The sequence below is a fragment of the Hydrogenophaga sp. genome (assembly GCF_051860785.1).
Taxonomy (GTDB): domain Bacteria; phylum Pseudomonadota; class Gammaproteobacteria; order Burkholderiales; family Burkholderiaceae_C; genus Hydrogenophaga.
Genome location: NZ_JBIMLB010000004.1, coordinates 252,736 through 269,358, shown reverse-complemented (window position 1 = coordinate 269,358; position 16,623 = coordinate 252,736). Strand labels below are relative to the sequence as shown.

General features: G+C 65.6%; 15 protein-coding genes. 10 read left to right on the top strand and 5 right to left on the bottom strand.

Going from position 1 to position 16,623, the window contains the following annotated elements; translation table 11 throughout:
- The first annotated feature begins 14 nt into the window (after positions 1-14).
- Complete coding sequence (locus ACTIF6_RS08295; protein ID WP_439587488.1) at positions 15-1,652, top strand: hypothetical protein; 1,638 nt, start codon at positions 15-17, stop codon at positions 1,650-1,652.
- Here ACTIF6_RS08295 and ACTIF6_RS08290 read toward each other — a convergent pair.
- On the bottom strand, positions 1,630-1,815 hold the full coding sequence (locus tag ACTIF6_RS08290) for a hypothetical protein (protein ID WP_439587487.1): 186 nt from the start codon (positions 1,813-1,815) through the stop codon (positions 1,630-1,632). The genes ACTIF6_RS08295 and ACTIF6_RS08290 overlap by 23 nt on opposite strands.
- On the opposite strand from ACTIF6_RS08290, the gene ACTIF6_RS08285 reads away from it, so the two are divergent.
- The 8 genes from ACTIF6_RS08285 (at position 1,816) to ACTIF6_RS08250 (ending at position 10,328) form a co-directional block, all read left to right on the top strand.
- Positions 1,816-4,302: a hypothetical protein gene (locus tag ACTIF6_RS08285; protein ID WP_439587486.1), complete on the top strand. Its 2,487-nt coding sequence runs from the start codon at positions 1,816-1,818 to the stop codon at positions 4,300-4,302.
- A 1-nt stretch (position 4,303) separates the two neighbouring features.
- On the top strand, positions 4,304-4,666 hold the full coding sequence (locus ACTIF6_RS08280; protein ID WP_439587485.1) for a hypothetical protein: 363 nt from the start codon (positions 4,304-4,306) through the stop codon (positions 4,664-4,666).
- Positions 4,653-6,269, top strand: a complete 1,617-nt coding sequence (gene terL, locus ACTIF6_RS08275) for a phage terminase large subunit (protein ID WP_439587484.1) — start codon at positions 4,653-4,655, stop codon at positions 6,267-6,269. The genes ACTIF6_RS08280 and terL overlap by 14 nt, the downstream gene beginning before the upstream one ends.
- A 33-nt stretch (positions 6,270-6,302) precedes the next feature.
- Complete coding sequence (locus ACTIF6_RS08270; RefSeq protein ID WP_439587483.1) at positions 6,303-7,427, top strand: hypothetical protein; 1,125 nt, start codon at positions 6,303-6,305, stop codon at positions 7,425-7,427.
- Positions 7,424-7,651, top strand: a complete 228-nt coding sequence (locus ACTIF6_RS08265; RefSeq protein ID WP_439587482.1) for a hypothetical protein — start codon at positions 7,424-7,426, stop codon at positions 7,649-7,651. The genes ACTIF6_RS08270 and ACTIF6_RS08265 overlap by 4 nt, the downstream gene beginning before the upstream one ends.
- On the top strand, positions 7,648-8,040 hold the full coding sequence (locus ACTIF6_RS08260; protein WP_439587481.1) for a M15 family metallopeptidase: 393 nt from the start codon (positions 7,648-7,650) through the stop codon (positions 8,038-8,040). Before ACTIF6_RS08265 ends, ACTIF6_RS08260 begins: the two co-directional genes overlap by 4 nt.
- Positions 8,041-8,042: 2 nt before the next feature.
- Positions 8,043-8,546: a hypothetical protein gene (locus ACTIF6_RS08255; RefSeq protein ID WP_439587480.1), complete on the top strand. Its 504-nt coding sequence runs from the start codon at positions 8,043-8,045 to the stop codon at positions 8,544-8,546.
- A gap of 582 nt (positions 8,547-9,128) precedes the next feature.
- Positions 9,129-10,328: an HD-GYP domain-containing protein gene (locus tag ACTIF6_RS08250; protein ID WP_439587479.1), complete on the top strand. Its 1,200-nt coding sequence runs from the start codon at positions 9,129-9,131 to the stop codon at positions 10,326-10,328.
- 9 nt (positions 10,329-10,337) lie between these two features.
- On the opposite strand, the gene ACTIF6_RS08245 is transcribed toward ACTIF6_RS08250, so the two are convergent.
- On the bottom strand, positions 10,338-11,591 hold the full coding sequence (locus tag ACTIF6_RS08245) for a DEAD/DEAH box helicase (RefSeq protein WP_439587478.1): 1,254 nt from the start codon (positions 11,589-11,591) through the stop codon (positions 10,338-10,340).
- 38 nt (positions 11,592-11,629) lie between these two features.
- On the opposite strand from ACTIF6_RS08245, the gene ACTIF6_RS08240 reads away from it, so the two are divergent.
- Positions 11,630-11,992 carry a translation initiation factor Sui1 gene (locus ACTIF6_RS08240; protein WP_439587477.1) on the top strand — a complete coding sequence of 121 codons (363 nt, stop codon included), beginning with the start codon at positions 11,630-11,632 and terminating at the stop codon, positions 11,990-11,992.
- 34 nt (positions 11,993-12,026) lie between these two features.
- Here the strand turns inward: ACTIF6_RS08240 and ACTIF6_RS08235 are convergent, their stop codons facing one another.
- The 3 genes from ACTIF6_RS08235 to mfd form a co-directional block, all read right to left on the bottom strand.
- Positions 12,027-12,260, bottom strand: coding sequence for a glycine zipper 2TM domain-containing protein (locus tag ACTIF6_RS08235; RefSeq protein ID WP_439587476.1), 234 nt, complete (start codon positions 12,258-12,260; stop codon positions 12,027-12,029).
- Between the two features lie 84 nt (positions 12,261-12,344).
- On the bottom strand, positions 12,345-13,070 hold the full coding sequence (gene serB / locus ACTIF6_RS08230; protein ID WP_439587475.1) for a phosphoserine phosphatase SerB: 726 nt from the start codon (positions 13,068-13,070) through the stop codon (positions 12,345-12,347).
- The gene (gene mfd / locus ACTIF6_RS08225; protein ID WP_439587474.1) at positions 13,067-16,606 is read right to left on the bottom strand and encodes a transcription-repair coupling factor; all 3,540 of its coding nucleotides are present in this window, start codon (positions 16,604-16,606) and stop codon (positions 13,067-13,069) included. The genes serB and mfd overlap by 4 nt, the downstream gene beginning before the upstream one ends.
- Between the last annotated feature and the right edge of the window lie 17 nt (positions 16,607-16,623).

Genomic DNA, 16,623 nt, shown 5'->3' with positions numbered 1-16,623 from the left:
CTGAGAGGACCGCCATGCCCATCATCGACGAAGGCGCCAGTACAGGCGCCGTATTCAGCGATGTCGGCGGGGACAGGCTCGCCAGTTGGCTGACGCCTGGCACCTATTTACTGGTCGTCACGACCGGCGGGACTGGTAGGTACACGCTTGTCGCGGCTGGCGGTTCTGGTGGTCGAGGTGACTATCAGGGTGCTACGGGTGGCGATGGCGGCCAGGTCCTGACCGGGACATTCACACTCGCCCCCGGGACCTACACGGTCGTCGTTGGCGCTGGGGGTATCGCACTCATTGCTCCAGCCAACACGACGGGCAATGCAGGCGGAAATTCCAGTATCGCTGGCACCAACGCGCCGGGGGCAGCCGTTGGCGGTCTAGGCGGAATTGTTGGCCCCGGAGATGATGGTGATGGTGGAGACGGTGCTGGCGGCGCTGGCACGGCGGCCAACGGCACCAAGGCGGGCGACGGTGGTCCTGGCGTCACCGATGACATTACCGGCGCTTCGCTGGGATACGGCGGCGGCGGCGGCGGTGCTCCCGCTTTCTGGTCAGGTGCCACGCGGGGCTTTGGCACGGATGGTGGCGGTGAAGGTGGTGACAATGGACCCGCGCCTCCGAATCCGGCCCAAAGCGGCAAGCCTGGCGTGCGTGGTGGCGGCGGTGGTGCCGCGCTCGGTGAAGCGGCGGCCAACGGGCAAACGAGCGGCGCGGGTGGTGATGGCGAAGCTCACCTACGCTGGACACCAGAGAGTTCCGGTGTCACCGTAGACCTGAGCGTCACCGACGCGGCCGACACCCTGGCAGGCACTGCAGGCGTGCTGGTGGCGGTGGCTCTGGCAGCGACCGATGCAGCCGACTCCCTGAGTGCCACCGCCACACTGCCAGTCGCGGTGAATCTCTCCGCCACCGATGCCAGCGACACCCTGTCAGCTACGTCCACGGTTCAGGTGGTTGTAAACCTCTCGGTCACGGATGAAGCCGACACGCTTGAATCCACTGTCACGGTGGGCGAGGCTGGCATCGAGGTGAACCTGGGGGTGACGGACACAGCCGACACATTGAGTGCATCGGCGACCCTGACCGTGGGCGTGGCCCTGTCGGTCACGGATGCATCGGACTCCCTGGCAGCAACCAGCACGATGCCGGTTACCGTGAACGCTGGCGTGACCGATACGGCGGACACCTTGACCGCGACGTTGGGGGCGGTGGTGGCGGTTGCCCTATCAGTGACCGACGAGGCGGACACGCTGGAGGCCACCGCCATCGTTCAGCAGGAGGGCGTCATCTCCGTCACGCTGGACGTGGTGGATGAGCATGACACCCTTGACGCCACCGCGATCCTCGGCCCCGCTCCCCAGCCTAGCGGCAGCGGTGGCAGGAACTGGCTTATCGACGTGCCGGTGGATCGCCGCGATGTGGTGCTGCGCGTCACCGACGAGGACGACACCCTGCAGGCCACCGCGACGGTGAAGTGGAGCACGGCCAAGGTGCGCAAGCTGATGGCCAAGCACGCCAAGCAACTGGCTCCGCGCGGGCGCTCGGTTCAGGTGGAGATCGTGGATGAGGACGACACGCTGGCGTGCATGGCTACGGTGCGCTGGTCGCCCGTGAAGCTCGTTCGCTCGGTGCCGCTCACCAGGGCATGGACGCGATGAGCGCGACCACCACCACGGGCACGACGAGCCACCCCATGGCAATGAGGAACTGCTTGAGCGCGTGCAAGCCGTGCGAGAAGCGGCCAGACCCCGCCCACACCGCCAGCGGGATGATGGCGACCATGCAGGCGATGACGGCGGCGGCTTTCAGGAAGGTGATCACATGGCTATGAAACCCGAATGCCGGCAGGCTGTCAACCAGGCAGCAGGCCGCCCCCTCTCGGATGCTGAAATCCGGGGCATCGAGGACCGCATCAGCGGCGGCATGCGCCGGCTGGCCCAGGCCGACCCCCAGGCGTGGATCGCCAAACCCATGGCCGACCGGGTGAAGGAAGCCGCCACGGTAGCCATGCAGGACATGCAGGCCGAAGCAGCTCGCAAGGTGGAGAACGCCCAGCGGCAGGTGCTGGCGACCGTAGCCACGGGGCAGCGGATTGCAGACCTCAAGCAGAACCTGGATTCGGGCCAGAGCCGGGCGCTGGTCGAGGACATCAACAACACCCAGCTCTACGTCGAGGGCGTCAAGCGCGACAGCTTGAAGGGCCTGATGGATCTGATCGAGGCGGCCACGAGTTCCCAGGGTGCCGGCGCAGGGCGGCGCGCGCTGATGTTCCTGTTCGACGCCTCCAACCCGCAGATGACCATGGACCTCGTGAACGAGGTGTTCGCCATGGGCAAGGGCGGCACCGGCAACAAGCTGGCGCAGCAAGGGGCGAAGGCGTGGCTGGAGACCATCGAGGGCATGCGCCAGCGCTTCAACACCGCAGGTGGCGACGTGGGCCGCCTGGAGTACGGCTACCTGCCACAGCCACACGACGACGCACGCGTGCGCGCCGCTGGCGCGGAGAAGTGGGCCACGCAGCTTCTGCCGAAACTCGACCGCGCGCGCTACGTGCGGGAGGACGGTTCCCGCATGGGCGATGCGGAGGTGCTGGACTTCCTGCGCGCGGCTTACGACACCATCGCCACGGACGGCCTGAACAAGCGCACGCCCGGCCAGATCACCGGCAGCGGCGCCCGATCGAACCGTGGCAGCGAGAGCCGGCAGATCCATTTCAAAGACGGCGAGAGCTACACGGCCTACCTGTCCGAATATGGCCGTGGCTCGATGTACGACGCCATGGTGGGCCACGTGGGCGGCATGGCCAGGGACATCGGGGTGGTGGAGCGGTACGGCCCGAACCCGGAAGCCCAGTTCCGACTCCAGCAGGATCTTGCTGAGCGTGCAGACCAGGGCATCAAACGGGTGTTCGGCAACAAGCCAGAGGCCTACTGGGACATCCTCACCGGCACCAGCGGCGCACCGGAGAGCGCGCGCCTGGCCCAGATCGGGCAGGACATCCGCAACATCCAGACCTTCGGCAAGCTGGCCGGGGCCCTGCTGTCCAGCATCACCGACGTGGGCACGCTGATGGTGACCACGGGCTACAACAGGCTGGGCTACTGGAACACCTTGAAGAACGTGGGCAAGCAGGCCAGCCCGGAGGTGCGAGAGTTCCTGACCACCCACGGCCTGATCGCCGATTCCATGATCAACGACCTGAACCGCTGGCAGGGCGAGAACATCAAAAACAACTGGTCGGGCCGACTCGCGAACAGCACCATGAAGCTTTCGCTCATGAACGCCTGGACGGACAGCCTTCGTCGGGGCTTCAGCATGACGATGATGCAGGGCCTGGCCAAGCTCTCGCAGACGAAGTGGGCGGACCTCACGGAGTGGGACCGCTCGCACCTGGCGCGCAAGGGCATCACCGAAGCCGATTGGGATGTGGTGACGCAAGCCCAGCTCACCGACTTTCAGGGCACAAAGTTCCTGACGCCTGAGTCCATCGCGGCCAGTGGCGCCCCACGCTCGAGTGAGGTGGTGGCCAAGATCCTGGGCTTCATCACCGACGAGAGCGAATACGCGGTGATCAACCCCGACATGGCGACCCGCGCGCTGCAGACCTGGGGTGGAAAGCAGTCCGGCACCTTCGATGGCGAACTGGCGCGGCTCACCATGCAGTTCAAGAGCTTCCCCATTGCCATGATCTCGCGCCACTGGCGGCGCATGCTCGAAGGCGATCGAGGACTGGACGGTGCCCCCATGCTGGCGAACAAGGCCGCGTACACCGCTGCGCTGTTCCTGACCACCACCGCGCTGGGTGCAATCGCTTTCCAGACGAAGCAGATGGTGCAGGGCAAGGACCCGGTGGACATGACCAGCCCGAAGTTTTGGGCACGTGCTGCTGCTCAAGGCGGTGGTGCTGGGTTCTTGGGTGACATCGTGCTGGGCGACACCACCGATGACCGCAGCCCGCTGGACTCGCTGGGGCGCATGCTGCTGGGCCCGTCGTTCGGCAGCGCAGCGGAAATCTGGGAGCTGACCAAGGGCAACATCGACGAGCTGCGCGCCGGCAAGGACACGCACGCGGGCGCGGAGGCGGTGCGCTTCGGACGCTCACACCTGCCGTACATCAACCTCTGGTACGGCAAGGCCGCCCTGGACCACATGCTGCTGCACGGCCTGCAGGAGAACATGAGCCCGGGCTACCTGCAGCGCCAGCGCGCGCGGCATCAGAAGGAATGGGGCGGCTCTTACTGGTGGGAGCCGGGGGCGTACTTTGACGAAATGCGCGCGCCGGACATGGGCGCGGCGGTGGGGAATTGACATGAGGCAGGATCAGTTTGAAAGCCTGCAGAAGCGCGCCGAGCAACTGGTGGACCTGTTCATCCACGAGAGCGACCCCGACAAGTGGCCAGGCGCTGGCATCGAGCCGGCCAACATGGAGAAGGGCACCCGGGGTGATCGGTACTGGTGCAAGAAAGACGCGGTTGCCACGCTGGCGTGCGCGCAGCGGATTGTGTCTCTGGTGGACGCGGTGCGCGCCAAGACATCAGGTGGCGAAGTGACACCGGGAGCGGTGGTCGATGATGACGGCGATCTGGAAGCTGACGTCCAGGCAGCAGAAAAAGAAGCCGCGCGCATGATCGAAACGGCCAAAAAGAAAGCCGTACCGCATGGCAAGCCGTGAAATTTCCTTTGCGGCCTTCTACCTGCTGTGGGCCAAACACCTTGGATGGAAGGTACCGCCGGTGCACGTGCGTGCCTGCCACTGGCTGCAGCACCGAGGCGTGCTGGCCGTGCTCCGTGCCCATCGCGGATTCAGCAAGTCCACTCTGCTGGCCGTGTACAACGCATGGCGCTACTACATTGAACCAACGTTCCGCATCCTGCACCAGGGTGAGGCCGACAAGACCGCCTACAAGACCAGCCGGGACACGCAGCACGTCCTGCGCAATCATCCGCTCACGCGAGGCATGTTCCGTGCCGGCGGTGTTGAATCGTGGTGGGTGGAGGGTGCTACCGACCCGCGCAATCCCAGCATGTACGCCCGTGGCATTCTGTCCAACGTCACCAGCGCGCGCGCCGACGAGTGCCAGAACGACGACGTGGAGGTGCCGCGCAACATCCAGACCCCCGAGGCGCGCGAGAAGCTGCGCTACCGCCTGGGCGAGCAGGTGCACATCCTGGTGCCCGGTGGGCGTCGGCTGTACGTGGGGACCCCTCACACCCACGACAGCCTCTACGACGAGCAGGAAGCCATGGGCGCAGACTGCCTGACCATCCGCATGTTCGCGGAAGAGCACCGCATCGAGGACGCCAAGCGCGCGGCCTACGAACTGCCCTTCGTGCCCGAGTTCGTCTTCACCGGCATCGGCAAGCTTTCCCGGCTGATGGTGGAGGGCGTGGACTACCGGCTGCATGGCAAGCGCATGGTGTTCGCCTCGGCGCCCGGCGGGCTGATCGACTGCTACGCCGGTGTGGCCTGGCCCGAGCGCTTCGACCGCAAGGAACTCGAGAAGCGCCGCCGCGAGACGCGCACGATCAACGAATGGGACAGCCAGTACCAGCTCCACAGCAAGCCGGTGCACGAGATCCGGCTGGACCCGGCCCGGATCATCGCCTACGACGCAGAGCCTCGATTCATCACCAGCAACAAAGTGCTCACCTGCTGGCTGGGCGCGGTCCAGATCGTGGGCATGTCCCTGCGTTGGGACCCGTCCAGTGGGAAGGCGGGGAGCGACGTGTCCGCGGCGGTGCTGGATATGCAGGACGCCCAGGGCCGGCACTACTGGCACCGCGCGGCCGCGCTCACCGGGGACGTGGCGGAAACCGACGCCAACGGCGTGCCCAACGGCGGGCAGGTATGGCAACTTTGCGACCTGATCGAGAAATTCCGCGTGCCGCGCGTGACGGTGGAAACGAACGGGATAGGGCACTTCGCCCCGGCCTTCCTCAAGGCGGCGCTCAAGCGGCGAAAGCTGCGGTGCGGGGTGAAGGAAGTTGATGCCATGGCCAACAAGAACAAGCGGATCCTGGAGGCTCTGGAACCCCTGATTCAGTCCGGGCACCTGTGGGCACACGTGGACGTGCTCAACGGCGACCTGTGGGACCAGATGAAAGACTGGAACCCGGCCATCCCAGAGCAGCCCGACGACCTCATGGACGCAGGGGCGGGAGCGGTCACGGATCAGCCCGCGCGCATCGGTCAGTTCGTCGGGAATCCGAACGAGGGTCCGGCGGACGATTGGCGCCCAGCAGCCCAAGAGCACACCTACGCGCTCGACGAATAGACCTTGTGTGGGCGCACTCCGAAAGAGGCCCCCATGACGGTTGTCGTCCAGACCCCCTACAACGCACACATCGCCAACGGCGTCACGACGCTGTTCGGCTTCACCTTTCAGTTGCTCCAGGAGGGTGACCTGCAGGTGTCCCTTGATGGCGTGGTGCAGATGAGCGGATACACCGTGGCCGGTGTGGGCGTTCAGGCCGGCGGCTCCATCACATTCTCCGTGGCGCCCGGCAACAACGTGCTGGTCGAGATCCAGCGCGACATCCCGCTGGCGCGAAGCACCGACTACCAGGAGAATGGCGACCTGCCATCGAAGACGCTGGACGAAGACATCGACCGCGTGTGGCAGGCCATGCAGGACGCGGCCTACTTCGCAGCGCTCAGCGTCAGCCTTCCACCTGGCGACACGGCCGCCCCGATGGTTTTGCCATCGGTCGGGGGGCGATCGGGAAAGTTTCTCGCCTTCGATGGATCGGGCAACGCCATCGCCGCCGACACGCTGGGCGCTGGTGTTGTGGTCACTCCATTCATGGAGACGCTGCTTGACGACACGAACGCCGCCGGAGCGCGTTCAACGCTTGGCGCGCAGGCGGCGGGCAGCTATGCGAATTCTGGCTCGGTAGCCGCCAGCGGCTTGACCATGAGCACGGCCCGCATGCTGGCTCGCACCACCGCATCCACGGGACCGATTGAGGAACTGACCAGCGCGCAAGGTCGTGCCTTCGTTGCCGCTGTTGGCCTCGCCGGCAACGAAACCGTTGCGGGGGTGAAGACACTGAGTTCGGCACCTGTGCTGCAAGCCGGCGCGGCGTTCGGCAGTGCCACCATGGCGAACCTTGCCACCGCTGCGCCAATCTTCGGTGCCCGGGCTTTTGGAATTTTCGACGGCCGCACCACCGGCACCTTCGCACCGAACAACGCGGGCAACGTCACCAGCATTACCCGCACCACCACCGGCACCTATACGGTGAATCTGGCTGCTGCGCTTGGCTCCACTGACTACGTGGTCGTTTGCGACTGTCGCAACACCTCATTGGCCACCTACGCCATCGTGAACAACGAGAGCAACACCACATCCTCATTCGTCATCACGACAAAGCAAGAGGGCGGTTCGCTGGTTGACTGCGCCTACGTCTCTTTCGTGGTGTACCGGACATGAAGCAAGAAATCAAAGACCTCGTCGTCCAGGCGATCGTCTCCACGCCCACCACGAGCTATGCCATCGCCACGCGCCTGTCGGTGGCGGAGTGGATCGCCATCGCCATGTTCATCCTGCAAGCCCTGTACCTGCTGCGCAAGTGGTGGCGGGAGGAAACCGAGTGGGGCATGCGCCTCAAGCGGTGGGCCAAAGGCGATTTCACCAAACCCGGAGATCTGCAATGAGTGGCTACAAGCTCGGAAAACGCTCCATAGAGCGACTGGCTGGCGTGCACGGCGATCTTGTGCGGGTGGTCCAGCGGGCCATTGAACTGTCGGACGTGGACTTCACAGTTTTGGAGGGGGTGCGTACCAAGGCCCGGCAGTCCGAGTTGTACAAGGCAGGCGCCAGCACAACGATGAACAGTCGGCACCTGACGGGCCACGCTGTCGACCTGGGCGCATGGGTGGCTGGTGAGGTGCGGTGGGACTGGCCCCTCTACTACAAGATCGCCGAGGCGATGAAGAGCGCGGCCGGCGAACTGAACGTCCCGATCGTGTGGGGGGGTGACTGGATCACGTTCAAGGACGGCCCGCACTTCGAACTTAACCGCAAAACCTACCCGGGGGGTTAACCATGGACTGGCTCAAGACCATCGCGCCGATGATCGGCACCGCACTGGGTGGCCCTCTCGGCGGTGCTGCTGCTGCGTTCCTGGCCGACAAGCTCGGCATCGAGGACAAGACCGTGGAGGCGGTTTCCGAGGTGCTGAATTCGGGGCGTATGACACCCGACCAGATCGCCAACGTGAAGCTGGCCGAGATCGACTTCCAGAAATTCCTCAAGGAAAACGAGATCAAGATCGAGGAAGTGCACGCGCTCGACCGCGACAGCGCCCGCAAGATGCAAACCCAGACACAGAGTCCTGTGCCTGCTCTCCTGTCGATCGGCGTCACCGTGGGCTATTTCGGCGTGCTGTTGGGCATGATGACCGACACCCTCACGGTCAGCGAATCGCCGGCCTTGCTCATCATGCTGGGCTCACTCGGCACCGCCTGGGGCATGGTGATGAGTTTCTGGTTCGGCACCACGAAGTCGAGCAGCCAGAAGGACCAGATCATCGCGCAGGCCCAGAAATGACCGAGATGGTGGTCAGCCTCGGGGTGATCTGGGGCCTGGCCATCGCGGTGCTGATCTGGGCGCGGTACTTCTGATCAGCGATTCCTGAACGGCCGCCGGCCATCACCGTGCACGGCAAGGCCAGGGGTAGGCCCAGGGTCTGGAGGCTCCACCCAGCCCGGCGGCTGCGGCGTCCAGTCGCAACACCCGTGGTAGGACAGGGAATTGCAGTACAGGTTCTTGAGGCACCAGGCCGCCCCGTGCACACTCTCAGGCCAGCCACCGAAGTGTGCGCAGTGCTCGCAAGCTCGGGCGGTGCGTGAGGTGTCGGGTCCGCAGATGGGCATGGAGCCATTGTGCAGCCTGTGTAATTCCGGTGTAATTTGCTGGCGATCTGGCCTCGGAATGGCTTGTCAGCAGGTTTCGCCATAGAGGGAGAGGGGGCTACGCGCTGGCCATCCCTTGGCTTCACACGGCAGGGGTCGCAGGTTCGAACCCTGCACCGCCCACCAGACCCAGAAAGCCTGCAGATTCCTGAACTTGCAGGCTTTTCTGCTTCTTATCGGCGCTTATCCGGGGCTGGAAGGCGCTTAGATTGTCGGGATGTACAAGCCCTTGCCCCTGGAAGTGATCGCACTGCACCAGCCGGTCCCCGTCAATGTGTGGGACCCGAAGGGCGTTTTGTTGCTGCGCAAGGGTGAGCCCATCACCTCCGAGCAGCACCGGGGCCATCTCATGCTGCATGCGCCCATGGTGCGCGAGAGCGACTGGCAGGCCTGGTCTTACAGCTACACGGCCGAGCTCGACCGCATGGTGCGCAGCAACGAATCGCTCAGCCGCATTGCCGGGCTGACCCGCATGGTGGAGGTGCGTGCGGCGCAGGCGTGGGACGAGCGCAGCGCGCATCAGGTCTGGCCCGACCTGCACGCCTCATTGGCCACTTTGCTCCACCAGGGCGAGGGTGCCGGGCAGTTTCTGGAGCGCATTGAACGCGTTGCGCAGCGAGCAGAAGGGTGCTGGCTTGAGAGCCCGGACGAAAGTCTGCTGGTGCTGGTTCAGATGTTGTTCGACGTGCGTGTGGGTTACAGCACCACGCATGCGCTCCTGTCGGCAGGCCTTTGTGCCTTGTTGTCTCCCGCCGCCGGTCTGTCGCCCAAGGAGCAGGCCTCCCTCTTTCGCGCGGCCTTGTGCATGAACATCGGCATGACGCGCACGCACGATGCTTTGGCTCGCCAGGATTTGCTGTCCGAGGTGCAGCGCCAGGCGGTGCGAGAGCATCCCGCGCAGGGCGCGGCCGCGTTGAGGCGGCTGGGCGTCGCAGATGAATTGTGGTTGCAACTGGTGGAAGACCACCATGAGCGGCCCGATGGCAGTGGCTACCCCACAGGAAAGCAGGTCACGGGGACGGCGCATCGGCTGCTGCAGATGGCGGATGCCTATGTGGCCATGCTCAGCCCGCGCCAGGGCCGGGGGGGCCTGCTGGCGCAACAGGTGGCGCGCGAGCTTTATCTGGGAGCGGATCAACAGCCCGATCCGCTCGGCGCGCTGCTCATCAAGCACGTGGGCCTCTACCCGCCGGGGAGCTATGTGCGCCTGGCCAGTGGTGAACTGGCCGTGGTGGTGAAGCGCGGCGCCAGGGCCCACGCGCCGCTGGTGTTTGCCATCGTCGGGCGCCAGGGTCTTCCCTTGGGCGAGCCTGCCCTGCGCGACACGCAAGACCCCACCTACGAAGTGCGGGAGAGTCTGCCGCCGGGCGAGGTTCGGGTGGTGGTCAACGTGCCACGCTTGCTCGCCCGTCTCTAGACCACGGCCTCAATCGGTTTTCGGCGTGGTGGCTGCCGCCGCCGCGCGGAGCTTGTCCTTCTTGCTGGGCCGCAGCCCCTTGATGCCGCCATGGCCTGTCGATGGCGGTGGCGCTGCCTCGGTCGGTTCAAAGCCGGGCAGCGCTTCCAGGGGAAGGCTCATCCCCTGGCGCTTTTCGATCAGGCGCCAGTGCGCCAGCGTGCCCGGGCTGACGAAACTCACCGCGACACCGCCGGCACCAGCGCGGCCGGTGCGTCCGATGCGGTGAATGTGGTCGACAGCTGATCGCGGCAGGTCGAAGTTCACCACCACGGGCAGCGATTCGATGTCGATGCCGCGTGCGGCCAGGTCGGTGGTGACCACCACGTCCCAGCGCTTTTCCTTGAATTCGGCCAATGCCTGCTGGCGTGCACCCTGGCTCAAGCCACCATGGAACGAGGTGGCGTACAGGTCGCCCCGGTGCAGCTTGGCTGCCAGGCGCTCGGCCGCGTGTTGGGTGGCCACGAACACCAGCACGCGTTGCCATGCGTGTTCCTGGATGAGATGGCGCAGCAACGTGGCGCGCCGCGTGCTGTCGACCAGAATGGCCCTTTGCAGAACCACGGCGTCCGCAGTCGCCGTGGTGGCGGGCAGGTCGATGCGCCGGGGTTTGACCAGCAATCCATCGGCCAGGGCCTGCACCGTGGCTGGAAAGGTGGCCGAGAAAAACAGGTTCTGACGCCGGGCCGGCAGCAGTGCGAGCACCTTCGCCAGTTCATCGGCAAAGCCCAGGTCCAGCAGGCGGTCGGCTTCATCGAGCACCAGCATGTCTACCTGGTGCAGCTTCAGCGCGTTGTGCTCCACCAGGTCGAGCAGGCGCCCGGGCGTGGCCACCACCAGGTCGGCTCCGCCGCGCAACGCCATCATCTGGGGGTTGATGGAAACACCACCGAACGCCACGGCCACCTTGGGCCGCACAGGCAGGTGCTGCGCCAGGCTGCGCGCCACTTCGCCGGCCTGTGCCGCGAGTTCTCGCGTGGGAACCAGCACCAGCGCCCGCACAGGTCGGGGGCCCTTGGGTGGCGAGCGGTCGGCGAGCCGCTGCAGCAGCGGAAGAATGTAGGCGGCGGTCTTGCCGGAACCGGTCTGTGCCGTTGCCAGCAGGTCGGTACCTGCCAGTATGGCCGGGATCGCTTCAACTTGAATGGCGGTGGGCGTGGAGAAGCCGAGTTCAGCGGCGGCGCGGGCGAGGGCGGGCGCAAGGCCCAGGGCGATGAATGGCATGGATCGGGGCAGTGTAGCGCCCGGTACCATCCACGGCCATGAAGAACAAGCTCTCAGCCGGTGGGCTGGTGTATTCCACAGAAGCCGGTCGCATGTGTCCGGCCTGCCGCCAGCCGGTGGCGCAATGCCGTTGCAAGCAAGCCGCCCCGGCGCCTGCGGGCGACGGCGTGGTGCGTGTATCCCGTGAAACGAAGGGTCGGGGCGGCAAGGCCGTCACCCTGGTCAAGGGCCTGGCGCTTGACGCCGCAGCGTTGACCGCGCTGGGCAAACAGCTCAAAGCTGCTTGCGGTTCAGGTGGCACCGTGAAGGAAGGCGTGATCGAAGTTCAGGGCGATCACGTGGAGCGCGTTGTGACGGCACTGCAGGCCGCCGGGTACCGCGTCAAGCGCGCAGGCGGTTGAACCGCTCCCGCGCGCCCGTGCTCGGCCAAAGGAGTTATTTCTTGGGCTCGACCTGATTGCCGATGATGCCGCCTACCGCGGCACCGCCCAGCGTGCCGAGGGTGCTGCCACCCGTGAGCACCGAACCACCCACGGCGCCGACGCCTGCGCCAATGGCGGTGTTCTGTTGCTGGCGTGTCATGCCGCCGCAGGCGGCAAGAGAGGTGGCCACCGTGAGCGTAGCGGCCAGGGCGATCCATCGGTAAGAAGTGCGAGAGGTGGTGTTCATGGAGGTCTCCTTGTTGAAGGTGAACCCACTTTCCGCCTCAAGCAGACATCGGTCTGTGCGGCGTCACACAGAAAATGGAGGCGGTCAGCGCAGGATTTCCAGCAGCCGATTGAGCCCGCCCTCGTGAATCGCCACCATGGCCTGGGCGCGCACCGCAGGCTTGGCGTGGTAGGCCACCGAGAGCCCGGCCACCGCCATCATGGGGAGGTCGTTGGCGCCGTCGCCCATGGCGATGCATTCCGATGCTTCAATGCCCAGGAGGGAGGCCACTTCCAGCAGCGTGCGCCGCTTTTCCGCGCCATCGCAGATGTCGCCCCATGGCTGATCGACCATGCGCCCGGTGAGCTGGCCACAGTTGGGGCCGCTCTCAACCTCCAGCACGTTTGCTCGGGTGAAGTCGATGCCCAGTGTCTGCCGCACGCGCTCGCTGAAAAATGTGAAACCACCTGAAACCAGCAGCACTTTCAGGCCAGCGGCCTTGCAGGCGCTGATGAGTTCGGCGGCGCCAGGGTTGATGCGCAGGCGTTCGGTATAGACGCGTTCCATGTCGGCGATGGTGACGCCGCGCAGCAGCTTCACGCGCTGGCGCAGGCTGTCCTTGTAGTCGGTGATCTCGCCGCGCATGGCGGCTTCGGTGATCGCGGCGACCTCGGCCTTCTTGCCCACCGCATCGGCAATCTCGTCCACACACTCGATGCTGATGAGCGTGGAGTCCATGTCGAAGGCGATGAGCTTGTAGTCGCTCAGTTTGAGGGGCGGCGTGAAGCCACGAACGGTGAGGCCGGGCGCGAATTCGGTGGTGGTGGTCATGCGGGTTCTGATTGCTTCAAGGGTTGACCGAGCGAGCGCAGCACGTCTCGCACCATCTGCACCCGATCTTTCACCTCGGGCAGGGCTCGTTCGATGCGCAGCTTTTCATTGCCGGCCAGTTTGATGTGGCGGTTCTTCTGAATGAGTTCGATGATGCGCATCGAGTCGAACGGCGGGTTGGAGCGGAAGGTGATCTGGATCACGCCGGGCGCAGCGTCGACCTTGACCACACCATAGGGCGCACTGATGCAGCGCAGGCGGTGCACGTCGATCAGCGTCTGGGCCTGGGGAGGCAGTTTGCCGAAACGGTCCACGATCTCTTCGAGCAGGGCATCCACCTGGTCGGTGTTCTTCGCGGTGGCGAGCTTCTTGTAGAACGACAGGCGAAGGTGCACGTCGCCGCAATAGTCGCTCGGCAGCAGGGCGGGCGCGTGCAGGTTGATGTCGGTGGTGACGGAGAGCGGCGAGAGCAGGTCGGGCTCGCGGCCGGCCTTGAGCGATCGCACGGCTTCGCTCAGCATCTCGTTGTACAGCTGGAAGCCCACCTCCAGCATGTTGCCGCTCTGGTTCTCGCCCAGCACCTCGCCCGCGCCGCGAATCTCCAGGTCGTGCATGGCCAGGTAGAAGCCGCTGCCGAGCTCTTCCATCTGCTGGATGGCATCCAGCCGCTGCGAGGCCTGCTTGGTCAGGCCCTCGGTGTCGGGCACCATGAGGTAGGCATAGGCCTGGTGGTGGCTGCGGCCCACGCGCCCACGCAACTGGTGCAACTGCGCCAGCCCGAACTTGTCGGCGCGGCTCATCACGATGGTGTTGGCGGTGGGCACGTCAATGCCGGTTTCAATGATGGTGGAGCACAGCAGCAGGTTGTAGCGCTGCGCCACGAAATCGCGCATCACGCGCTCCAGCTCGCGTTCCGGCATCTGGCCATGCGCGATGGCGATGCGCGCCTCGGGCAGGATTTCTACCAGCTTCTGCCGGCGGTTCTCGATCGTCTCCACCTCGTTGTGCAGAAAGTAGACCTGGCCGCCGCGCTTGAGCTCGCGCAGCACGGCTTCACGGATCACGCCGTTGCCTTCATTGCGCACAAAGGTCTTGATGGCCAGGCGGCGCTGCGGCGCGGTGGCGATCACCGACAGATCGCGCAGGCCTTCGAGCGCCATGCCCAGCGTGCGAGGGATCGGCGTTGCGGTCAGGGTGAGCACGTCCACCTCGGCGCGCAGGGCTTTCATCTGCTCCTTGTGACGCACACCGAAGCGGTGCTCCTCGTCGATGATGAGCAACCCCAGGTCCTTGAACTTCACGCTCTCGCTGAGCAGCTTGTGCGTGCCGACCACGATGTCGACCGAGCCATCGGCCAGGCCCTTGGCGGCGGCGTTGATTTCCTTGGTGGATCGGAAGCGGCTCATCTCGGCCACCTTCACGGGCCACTTCGAGAAGCGGTCGGAGAGGGTCTGGAAATGCTGCTCGGCGAGCAGTGTGGTGGGCGCGAGAAAAGCCACTTGCCGCCCGCCCGTCACGGCGACGAAGGCCGCGCGCAGCGCGACCTCGGTCTTGCCGAAGCCGACATCGCCGCAGACCAGCCGGTCCATCGGGCGTGGGCTGATCATGTCCTGGATCACGGCGTGGATGGCCGCGCGCTGGTCGGCGGTTTCTTCGAAGCCGAAGTCGTTCGCGAACACCTCGTAGTCTTGCGCCGAGTAGCGGAATGCGTGGCCCTGGCGTGCGGCGCGGCGGGCGTAGATGTTGAGCAGTTCGGCGGCTGCATCGCGCACCTGCTCGGCGGCCTTTCGTTTGGCCTTTTCCCATTGGCCGCTGCCCAAGCGGTGGAGTGGGGCCTCGTCGGCGCTCACGCCGGTGTAACGGCCGATCAGTTGCAACTGGCTCACCGGCACGTAGAGCACCGCCTTGTCGGCGTACTCGAGGTGCAGGAATTCCATCAAGGCGGGCGAACCGTCGGGGTTCTTCTCGCCCATGTCCATGTGGACCAGGCCGCGATAGCGTCCAATGCCATGCGCGTTGTGCACCACCGGGTCGCCCACATTGAGTTCGGAGAGGTCCTTGATCAGCGCATCGACGTCGCTGACCTGTTCCTGCTTCTTGCGCCGGCGCGTGGTGGGGCCGGCGGCGAAGAGTTCCGTTTCGGTGACGAAATCGATGCCTTCATCGAGCCACGAGAAGCCCACCGTGAGCGCGGCGGTGGCCATGCCGGTCTTCTCGTCGCTGGCCTGGAATTCCACCAGAGAGTCGACCACCGGTGGGTTGAGGCCGCTGGCTCGCAGGAAATCGAGCAGGCTCTCACGCCGGCCGTCGCTCTCGGCGAGCAGCAGAACGCGGTGCGTGGTGTTGCGAAGGTGGGCTTGCAGCCGCGCCAGAGGGTCGTCGGCGCCGCGCAGCACCGACAAGTCGCCCAACGGCTGAACGTGGGCACCGTGTTCCATGCCCTGCTGCACCGGTCGCAGCACGAGTTGCGCATGCTGGTTCGCACGGATGTGGAACTGCTCGGCATCGAGGAACAGCGCTTCCGGCGGCAGCACCGGCCGTTCCGGGTCACCCCGCAGCAGGCGGTGCCGGTCCTTCGTGTCCTGCCAGAAGCGCTGGAAGGCGGGTTCGAGCTCGCCGTGCAGCACCACGGTGGCGTCGGCGCCCAGGTAGTCGAACACGGTGGCGGTGTCGTCGAAGAACAGCGGCAGGTAGTACTCGATGCCGGCGGTGGCCACGCCGTTGCCGATGTCCTTGTAGATGCGGCTCTTGGTCGGATCGCCCTCGAGCAGTTCGCGCCAGCGGCTGCGAAAACGCGCCCGCGCCGCGTCGTCCATGGGGAACTCGCGCCCGGGCAGCAACCGGACTTCGGTCACCGGGTACAGGCTGCGCTGGCTGTCCGGGTCGAAGGTGCGGATGCTGTCGATCTCGTCGTCGAAGAGGTCCACGCGGTAGGGCACCAGGCTGCCCATGGGAAAGAGGTCGATCAGGCCGCCACGCACCGCGTACTCGCCCGGGCTCACCACCTGCGTCACATGCTGGTAGCCCGCCAGCGTGAGCTGGCCCTTGAGCTTGGCTTCATCGAGCTTCTGCTTGACCTTGAAATGAAAGGTGTAGCCGGCCAGGAAGGCCGGTGGCGCGAGCCGGTACAGCGCGGTGGTGGCGGGCACGAGCACCACGTCTGCGCCGGTGTCCTTGTCGCGTTGCGAAATGCGCCAGAGCGTGGCCAGTCGTTCGCTGATCAGATCCTGATGCGGCGAAAACGTGTCGTAGGGCAGGGTTTCCCAATCAGGAAACAGCGCACAGCGCAACTCGGGCGCGAAGAACGCCATTTCGTCGATCAGGCGCTGTGCATCGTTGGCGTCTGCCGTGACGATGGCGGTGAGCCGGCCAGCGGCCTTCTCGCGCGCGGCCAGCCGGGCGAGCAGCAGGGCATCGGCCGAGCCGCCGGGCAGGGGCAAGGTGTGGCGTTTGCCGGGAGAGAGTTTGGGCAAGTCCATGGGGGACGAAGTGACAGGCAGGTTGGACTTGAGCTTGCAGGAGGCCAATGCGGCCATGACGAACACCCCCGGCG